Raw genomic sequence first — 8,669 nt, forward strand, 5'->3', positions numbered from 1 at the left:
GCCGTCGCTGTAGGAACCGCTGGGCCAGGTTGTGGCTGTGCACCATGGTGATCCGGGGCTGGCTGTCGGCCCCGCGTCAGCCTGCCGTTTTGCCGGGCCGGGCGCCATGCCGACCGCAGTCGGCCGGTCCCGGCGGCGTCGGTTGCCGTCGTGGAAGTGATCCGCATCGGCCGCGCGATTCCGGCCCCATTTCACTCGACACCCGGTGCGGCGGGACAAGGACACACCCACATGGGCAAGGCCACCAGGACAAGGGCCGCGACAACAACGAGAGCCGCGGCGGGGCGCGAAGCCCGCATGCAGGCGATACTCCGGGCCCGCGAGCGCCGCCACCGCATCTTCCTCATGGCGATCAGCGCCATCGTCCTCGCGTGGTTCGTCGGTTACTGGGGATTCAGCGCCCGTGAGGACAGCGAGCGGAAAGCTGCCGCGGTCAGGAAACAGGTAGACGGCGAACAGGTCTGGGATGCCGACACACTCAAGTACAACCACGTCAAAGGCGCCGTCGACTACCCCATGACTCCGCCCGTCGGAGGTAACCACCACGCGGCATGGATGACCTGCGAGGGCACCGTCTACACCAAGCCGATCCGCAACGAGAACGCCGTCCACTCTCTCGAACACGGTGCGGTGTGGGCCACTTACAACGACACGGCCACCGCCACCGACATCAAGGAACTCGCCGACACGGTCACCAGGACGCCTTACACCATGATGAGTCCCGTCAACGGCCAGTCCGGAACGATCATGCTGTCCGCCTGGGGACACCAGCTCAGCGTCGACACGGCATCCGACCCCCGCGTTCAGGAGTTCATCACCGCCTACGTACATGGCCCGCAGACTCCCGAACCCGGCGCCCCATGCACAGGCGGCCTGACCTCGCCCTGATGGGCATGCCTGCCCTCGCGCCCCGAAGAACCTGAGGGCGAGAGGCGACCTGCACGCGTTGCCCGCGATGCTGTTCAGGGCTTACGTCGGCTGTGTCTGCCTTTGAGGGCGCGACATCGGCAAGATTCCCCTACGCCTGCGGATTCCTCGTCGGCACCTTCAACACGGCAGCGAGCCGCCCACCCCGCTGGGCGTTCTCATCCTCCGCGCCTTCCAGAGCATGCCATTCGAGTGCAGCGCCGACGAGCCGAGCTCGTACGGCCCTGGAGACGTCGCGCGCCGGTACAGCCCGTCCCGGTCCAGCGCGACGTCGCCCGCAGGATCTGGTCGGCCGGTGCGCATGCCGGGTCCCGGCCATGCGGCGAAGCCTCATCTTCTCCCGGCCGAATCGGCGGTCGGCGGTCCGGCCGCCGACGGAATCGCTTTGCGCGCCGACGCATCTGACGAGTTCACAGCCTTCTGAATCGCACCGGTCATCCACCTCTGAACGGCATGTATTCGTGCAGGTGGAGCAGGCACGGGGTGCGTGGCCTCGGGTTTCTCCTCCGCTAACACCCCGCTGGCACGATCTGTCGATGTCGGGGAACGAAGATTTCCCGGCCGTTTCGGTTGACCTTGGTTCAAGGTCGGCAGGGGTGCTGAATGCCCGACGGCTGCCTCTTCCCGAGGTACGGATGCGCGAAGCGCTGGCGAACGCGTTCGGGGATTTCCCGAATTTTTCAGTGGAACAAATCAGTGGTGTCAGGAGAAAAGTTATGGAGACGACCGAGGTCGTGGTGGTCGGCAGTGGCCCGACCGGGCTGCTACTCGCCGCCGAGCTGGCGCTCGCGGGCGTCGATGTGGTGGTGCTGGACAAGCTGCCCGAGCGCCGCGTCCAGGCCAAGGCACTCAACCTGCAGCCGCGCACGGCTGAGGTACTCGACCTGCGTGGCCTGCTCGACGACGCGCACCAGCGTGCCATCGCCACCGTCACCGAGGGGCACTTCGCCAGGCTGCCCGTGCCGCTTAGCTACGACGGCTGGTCGGCCCGGCGCCCTTACCAGGTCGGTATCCCCCAGGCGCGGGTCGAGGAGTTGCTCGAAGAGCGTGTCGTCGGCCACGGGATCCGCGTCCGTTACGGGCACGAGCTGGTCGGCCTGTCCCAGGACGACGAGGGCGTCACGGCGACCGTGCGCGGCCCGGACGGCGACGAACAGACGCTGCGGGCCGCATATCTGGCCGCCTGCGACGGCGGCCGGAGCACCGTACGCAAGCTGCTCGGTGTTCCCTTCCCCGGTACCGATGCGCGTGCTTTCGGCATCGTGGCCGACGTGGTGATCGGCCAGGGCTCGGAAGCGGTGCCGACCCAGTGGACATCCACGGCGAGGCTGTTCGCCCGCAAAGCGCCAGCCGGGCGGGTCACCGCTCTGATCCCGCTGGACGAGCCCGGCCACTATCAGCTGTTCACCATCGGCCCGGACATCCGCCCGGAGAGCCGGGACGCCCCGGTGACGAAGGCGGAGCTGGAGGTCGCCCTGCAGGCGTCCTACGGCGAGGAGGCCGAGATCGCCGAGGTCCGCCAGGCCACCCGGTTCACCGATGCCTCGCGGCAGGTCGAGCAGTACCGGGTCGGGCGGGTCCTGCTCGCCGGGGACGCCGCGCACATCCACCTGCTGGCGGGAGCCCAGGGGATGAACCTCGGCATTCAGGACGCGATGAACCTCGGCTGGAAGCTCGCCGCCGAGGTGCTCGGCCAGGCCCCCGAAGGGCTGCTGGACACCTACCACGCCGAGCGGCATCCGGTGGCCGCGGAAGTGCTGGAGAACACCCAGGCACAGGGGGCGTTCATGTTCGCGAAAGAGGACCCGGGGGTGGACGCGCTGCGGGGGCTCTTCACCAAGCTCCTGGCACTGCCCGAGGTCAACCGCTATCTCGCGGGCAGGATCTCCGGCTTCGGAATCCGGTATCCGATGGGCGGCGCCGACGCCGGGGCGCCCCATGAGCTGCTGGGCGCCCGGATGCCGGACGTCCGGCTTGTGGACGGCCGCTGGGTCAGCGAGCTGCTGCGCACAGGCCGTGGCGTCCTGCTGACCTCGGACCCCGCGTTTGCCGACGCGGCCCGCCCGTGGGCCGGCCGTGTCGACGCGGTCCGGGTGCCGGAGATCCCGCTCACGGGTGAGGGCGCCGACGCGCTCCTGATCCGCCCGGACGGCTACGTCTGCTGGACCGCTCCGGCCAAGTGCGACCTGGAGACCGCCCTGACCACCTGGTTCGGCGCTCCCGCCTGACGCGGACTTGCGCATCCGGCTGCCGGTCCTGAATTCCTGGAAGTATTCCGCGTTTGACAATCCGGCCAGCTTTGTGTGCACGGGATATTTCTTCCAGTGGCTGTTTTGCTCACATGTCGACCGGACCGTCAAGCCCGAAAACAATCACACTGCATACGGTTCTCGGAGTTCGATATCAGCGGCAGTCGGGTGTTAGGGTCCCGTCCCGAGGTCAGGCTGTGCATCGCAAAGCACTCGCATTGCTCGATGAACACGGCACTTGACATAGCGCCATTCGTTCGTGCAGCCACTTCATTCGGATGCTCCCGGAAGTGATTTGACATTGCAGGTTTCTTCCTTGTCCGGGTGAAGCTTATTTTCCGCGCCCCCTTCGTCATCCCTTGGAGCTCTCCTTGTCTGCCGACAGCACGACCACCGCCCCCGCGCAGGCGGGTACCGATACGTCCGGGGCTTCCCCGGGCGGCCGGAACCTCGGCCTGGCGCTCTTCGTGATCGCCGCGGCCCAGCTGATGGTCGTTCTCGACAACACCATCACCAACATCGCGCTGCCCAGCATCCAGACCGACTTGGACGTGTCCGACGCGAACCTGGCCTGGATCGTCAACTCCTACGCGCTCGCTTTCGGCGGCCTGCTGCTGCTCGGCGGCAAGGCCGGCGACCTCTTCGGCCGGCGTCGCATGTTCCAGGTCGGCATCATCGTCTTCACCCTGGCCTCCCTGCTGGGCGGCCTGGCCCCGAACGAGGGCCTGCTCATCGGTGCCCGCGTCCTGCAGGGCGTCGGCGCCGCGATCGCCGCGCCCAGCGCGCTGGCCCTGATCACCACGACCTTCCCGGCGGGCAAGGCGCGCAACACGGCGATGGGTGTGTATGCCGCCATGGCAGGCATCGGCGCCACCGTCGGCCTGCTGCTGGGCGGCATACTCACCGACGGACTCGACTGGCGCTGGGTGTTCTACGTCAACATCCCGATCGGCCTCGCCGTCCTCGCTGGCACCAAGACTCTCGTCGAGGCCGAACGCCACCCCGGCCGCCTGGACATCCCCGGCGCGATCACCGGTACCGGCGGCCTGATCGCCCTGGTCTACGGCATCACCCGCGGCGGCGAACACGGCTGGACCGACAGCCTGACCCTGGTCTCCTTCGCCACGGCGGCGGTGCTGCTCGTCGCGTTCCTGCTCCTCCAGTCGCGCGTGGCGGACCCGATGATGCCGCTGCGCCTGTTCAAGGACCGCAACCGCTCCGGCAGTTACGCCACGATGCTGTTCATCGGCGCGGGCATGTTCGCCACCTTCTACTTCCTGACCCTCTACATGCAGCTGATCCTCGGCTACAGCGCGGTCAAGACCGGCTTCGCCTATCTGCCCTTCAGCGTCGGCATGGCGGCCGCCGCGGGCATCAGTTCCAAGCTGGTCACCTACTTCGCACCGCGGCTGATCGCCGGTCCGGGCCTGATGGTCGCGGCGGGGGGCATGTTCTGGTTCGCCACCCTGGAGGCCGACTCCTCGTACCCGGCGCACCTGATGCCCGCGATGTTCGTCACCGCCCTCGGGCTGGGGATGGCCTTCGTCCCGATGACGGTGACCTCGGTGAGCGGCGTGGACCACCTGGACACGGGCGTCGCCTCGGCGCTGTTGAACACCGCGCAGCAGATCGGCGGCGCGCTCGGTCTCGCAGTCCTGTCGACGATCTCCACGTCGGCGGCCAACGACAAGCTCCCGGAGGCGGCCTCCCGCCTCTACCGGGGCCTGGCCACCAAGGACTTCGGCCTGGTGTCGAGGGCGGGTGAGGCGCTGACGCACGGCTACACCATGGCCTTCGTCGCCTCGGGAGCCATGTTCCTGGCGGGCCTGGTGGTCGCGGGTCTGGCCGTCAACGCGGGCAAGCAGCAGCACACCGAGGGCGCGGCACCCGTCCACATGGGCTGACCTCACGAAGGGCGCCGGACGCTCGGCGCGTTCCTGCACTACCTTCCGCGGACGGTACGTGTGGTCCTGGTCAGCCGGCGTGACATCCCGCCGGCGGTCCATCGGGAACTCGACCCGACCTCGGTGGCCTCTCTCCGTGAAGAAGACCTCGCCTTCACCGTCGAGGAGGCGGCTGACGCTCTCCGGCTCAACGACAACGCCACGATCGACGCGGCCGAGGCGGTGTCGGCGACGGGCGGTTGGGTCACCGGCGTGCTGTTCGAAGCCTGGCGCTCAGAGGAGCACACCGCGATCGTCGGGGGAGAGGCCGACCCGCTGCACGGCTACATCTCCTCCCGGATCCTCGGTGAACTGCCCGAGACGGATCGGGACTTCCTGGTGACGACCTCGGTCCTCGACGCGGTGACGGCCGAGCGTGCCAGGGCACTTGGGCTGGACAGGCCCGCGCAGCGGATGCAGTCGCTGAGGTCGGTCCGCTTGCCCGTCGTCTGGTCACCGGACGGGCGCACGATGCGCTGCCATCCGCGCCTACGGGAGTTCCTGGTGGAGCAGCTCAGCCGTTGCGACGACGCGGAACTGCGCCGGATCTGCCGGGCCCACGGCACACTCCTGGCCGGCGAGGGTCACGACGAGGAGGCCACCGAGGTCCTGCTGCAGGCCGGAGAAGTCGGCGAGGCACGCGTCTGCGGGGCGCGCGCCGTCCGGCGAGTGATCGAGCGACTGGACCTGCCCGTGGCCGAACGCTGGCTGGCGGCATTCGGCACGGCCGGCCACGAGCCTCAGGAACTGACCACGGCACGACTCATGCTCGCCTGGGCCCGCGACGACTACCGAGGGGGAGTGGCCATCGCCGACGCGCTTCTCGCCTCCGGCGCCCGGGACGAGATCGCGCGGGCATCCGAGCGGGCGGCGGCGCTGATGATCTACTGCTACGCCCAGTGTGGCCGTCTCGATGATGTGGCCGAGATCCTGCGGCTGGCCGGCCCCGGCGCGGAAGTCGCCGCCGTGCGCTACACACTCGGGACGATGTATCCCTCGTACCGCACGGATACGCCACCGGAGCTGACGGGCGGGCCGTTCGACGCGGCCGTGCTGTTCGCGAAGTACTGGTTCGGCCACCTGACCGACCTCGACGTCTCCCTGGAGTCCCACTGGGGCACCTCGCTGGCCACTCCATGGCAGATCGGGGCGCTTCGCGCGCAGGGCCACACCCGACGGGCCCTGGAGTTGTACGAACGAGCCCGCGACTCGGCTCCCAACTCCCTGAGCCTGCACGCGGTCGTACCGGAACTCCTGTTGGACGCCGGGCGCCCTGCCGAAGCGATCGCGGCCATCGAGGAAGGCCGTAAGCTCGCCCTCGACGCCGGGGCACGCGCCTGGTACCTCGGATTCACAGAGGGGCTTGTCAGGCTCAGAATCCGTGACCACCGTGACGCCGCGGAGTCCATGGCCATACTCGACGAACTGGAGAGCGACCCGCTCATCGAGTGCGCGCAGCAGCCCCTGGCGAAAGCGCGAGCATGGCGAGGATGGCTCTTGCTGCGCGGCGGTTTTGATGCCGACGCACTCGACTGCCTGCGCGATGCCGTATCGCTCATGCAGGCCGGTGGCCTCTTCCAGGAACTGCCCATCGCCGCGGTACTCCTGGCGGAGGCGGAATGGCGCGCCGGCCACGAGGACGAGGCCGACCGGGCCGCAGACCTGGCCCTCGAAGTATCCGGCCGCCAGAACTCCCACCACGTACTGCTCCAGATCCTCACCGAGTTTCCCGCCGTTGCGTCACGACGCATCGACGCCGAGGCCGAAACAGACACCCCATGGCACGCGGTCGGCCGGGCACTCGCCGCCCAGGGAGCGAACATCCAGGTCCAGGAGCGCATTCCGGCCGTGACGGTCACGGAGTTCGGACGGCACGCCCTGGCCGTCGACGGCATCGAAGCCCACCTGCGCATCAGCAAGAGCCTGGAACTGCTCTCCTACCTGAGCAGCAGGCCCGGCCAATCCGCCGATCGCCGAGATGTGCTGGACGCCTTGTTCGCACGCGATGACCGCTCGTCCCGCGCCTACCTGCGCCAAGCCGTCCACCAGCTGAACCTGGCACTGCCGCCACAGTGGCGCCTCAGCGTCGAACAGAACAGACTGACTCTCGCCAGCGAGGTGACGCAGGGATGCCAGTCGCTGCTGTTCGAAGCCGACCTCGCCCAGGCACACCGCCTGGTCGGCCGGGCAAGGCTGTCGGCGATCGAGGAGGTACTCGCCCGCAACCGAGGCGACTACCTGCCGGAGCGCACCTCGGAGTGGGCGGAGGAGCGGCGACGGAAACTGTCCCAGCAAGCCGCCGACGCACTCTCGTCGGCGGCCGAACTCGCACTACAAATCCACCAGTACGTCGACGCCGCCCACCTTTGCGACCAGGCGACCGCCATCGACCCGCTCCGCGAGGTGGCATGGCGCGTACGGATGCGCGCGGCGAACGCCCTGGGCGACTACGACGGCGTCCTCACGGCATTCCAGGGCTGCGAGACGGCACTGGCACGGATCGACGCCTCACCCTCGCCCAGCACGCGCAAGCTGCTCAAGCAGCTGCAACGGTAATGTCCCGGCGACTCCGAGAGGTCCAGCCCGACGATCGAGTGCGTGGCGGTCCGCTTGCCCTGGGTCGCCTAAGGGTTGTCCCGTAAGTGATCTTGCCGTGGGATGATCTAGGCCGTGGCTGGTGTGGTCACGGCGTCTGAGCCGTCCTGGATAGCCCCGTTCGCCGGACTGAGCCCGCGTGCCTTCTGCAAGTTGATGAGGCAGCTGCGCCGCGAGGGCAGCGACGCGCCGCGCCGTGGTCGGCCGTGGAAGCTGTCCCTGGAGGATCGGGTGCTACTGGTGGCCGCGTACTGGCACACCAACTTGACCCTGCGCCAACTCGCGCCGCTCTTCGGAGTGTCGAAGTCCACCGCCGATCGCGTCATCGACCACCTCGGCCCCAGGCTCACGCTGGCCCCGCGCAGGCGCTTCGCCAAGGACGCGGTGCTGATCGTGGACGGGACGCTGGTACCCACCCGCGACCACAAGGTCGCCGAGCAGTCGAAGAACTATCGTTACTCGACGAACCACCAGGTGGTCATCGACGCCGACACCCGCCTGGTCGTGGTGGTCGGCCGGCCTCTGCCGGGGAACCGCAACGACTGCCGGGCATGGGCCGAGTCCGGTGCCAAGCAGGCAGTCGGCAACACTACGACGATCGCGGACGGCGGCTACCTGGGCACCGGGCTGATCATGCCGCACCGCCGGCGCAAGGGCGAGGAACTACCCGACTGGAAGCATGCCCACAACAAGAGCCACAACGGGTTCGCGCCCGCGTCGAGCACGCCTTCGCCCGTATGAAGACCTGGAAGATCCTGCGCGACTGCCGCCTGAGAGGCGACGGTGTGCGCCACGCGATGCACGGCGTTGCCCGCCTACACAACCTCGCTCTCACGGGATGACTCCCGCCGCATGCGGGACCTGAGAGGTCCACGGGAGACTGGCCTTGGGGGGGAGGGGGGGGGGGGGGGGGGGGGGTCGAGGGGGTCTCCCCAGGAAGAAGGGGGGTCCCCAC

4 protein-coding genes and 1 pseudogene are annotated in these 8,669 nt (G+C 68.6%); all 5 read left to right on the forward strand.

What is annotated here, in order from left to right:
* Positions 1-150: 150 nt before the first annotated feature.
* The 5 genes and pseudogenes from AC07F0_RS38215 to AC07F0_RS38235 all read left to right on the forward strand — a co-directional run bounded on the left by AC07F0_RS38215 (position 151) and on the right by AC07F0_RS38235 (position 8,556).
* Positions 151-888 (forward strand): DUF3105 domain-containing protein, encoded by a 738-nt coding sequence (locus AC07F0_RS38215; protein ID WP_478984769.1) that lies wholly within the window; start codon positions 151-153, stop codon positions 886-888.
* 755 nt (positions 889-1,643) lie between these two features.
* Positions 1,644-3,155, forward strand: a complete 1,512-nt coding sequence (locus AC07F0_RS38220) for an FAD-dependent monooxygenase (protein ID WP_478984770.1) — start codon at positions 1,644-1,646, stop codon at positions 3,153-3,155.
* Between the two features lie 392 nt (positions 3,156-3,547).
* Positions 3,548-5,080 (forward strand): MFS transporter, encoded by a 1,533-nt coding sequence (locus tag AC07F0_RS38225; RefSeq protein ID WP_478984771.1) that lies wholly within the window; start codon positions 3,548-3,550, stop codon positions 5,078-5,080.
* A 60-nt stretch (positions 5,081-5,140) separates the two neighbouring features.
* Positions 5,141-7,675 (forward strand): winged helix-turn-helix domain-containing protein, encoded by a 2,535-nt coding sequence (locus AC07F0_RS38230; protein ID WP_478984773.1) that lies wholly within the window; start codon positions 5,141-5,143, stop codon positions 7,673-7,675.
* Positions 7,676-7,789: 114 nt separating this feature from the next.
* Positions 7,790-8,556 (forward strand): annotated as a pseudogene (locus AC07F0_RS38235) (transposase).
* Positions 8,557-8,669: the final 113 nt, after the last annotated feature.

The sequence above is a fragment of the Streptomyces sp. NPDC045955 genome, from assembly GCF_056430805.1.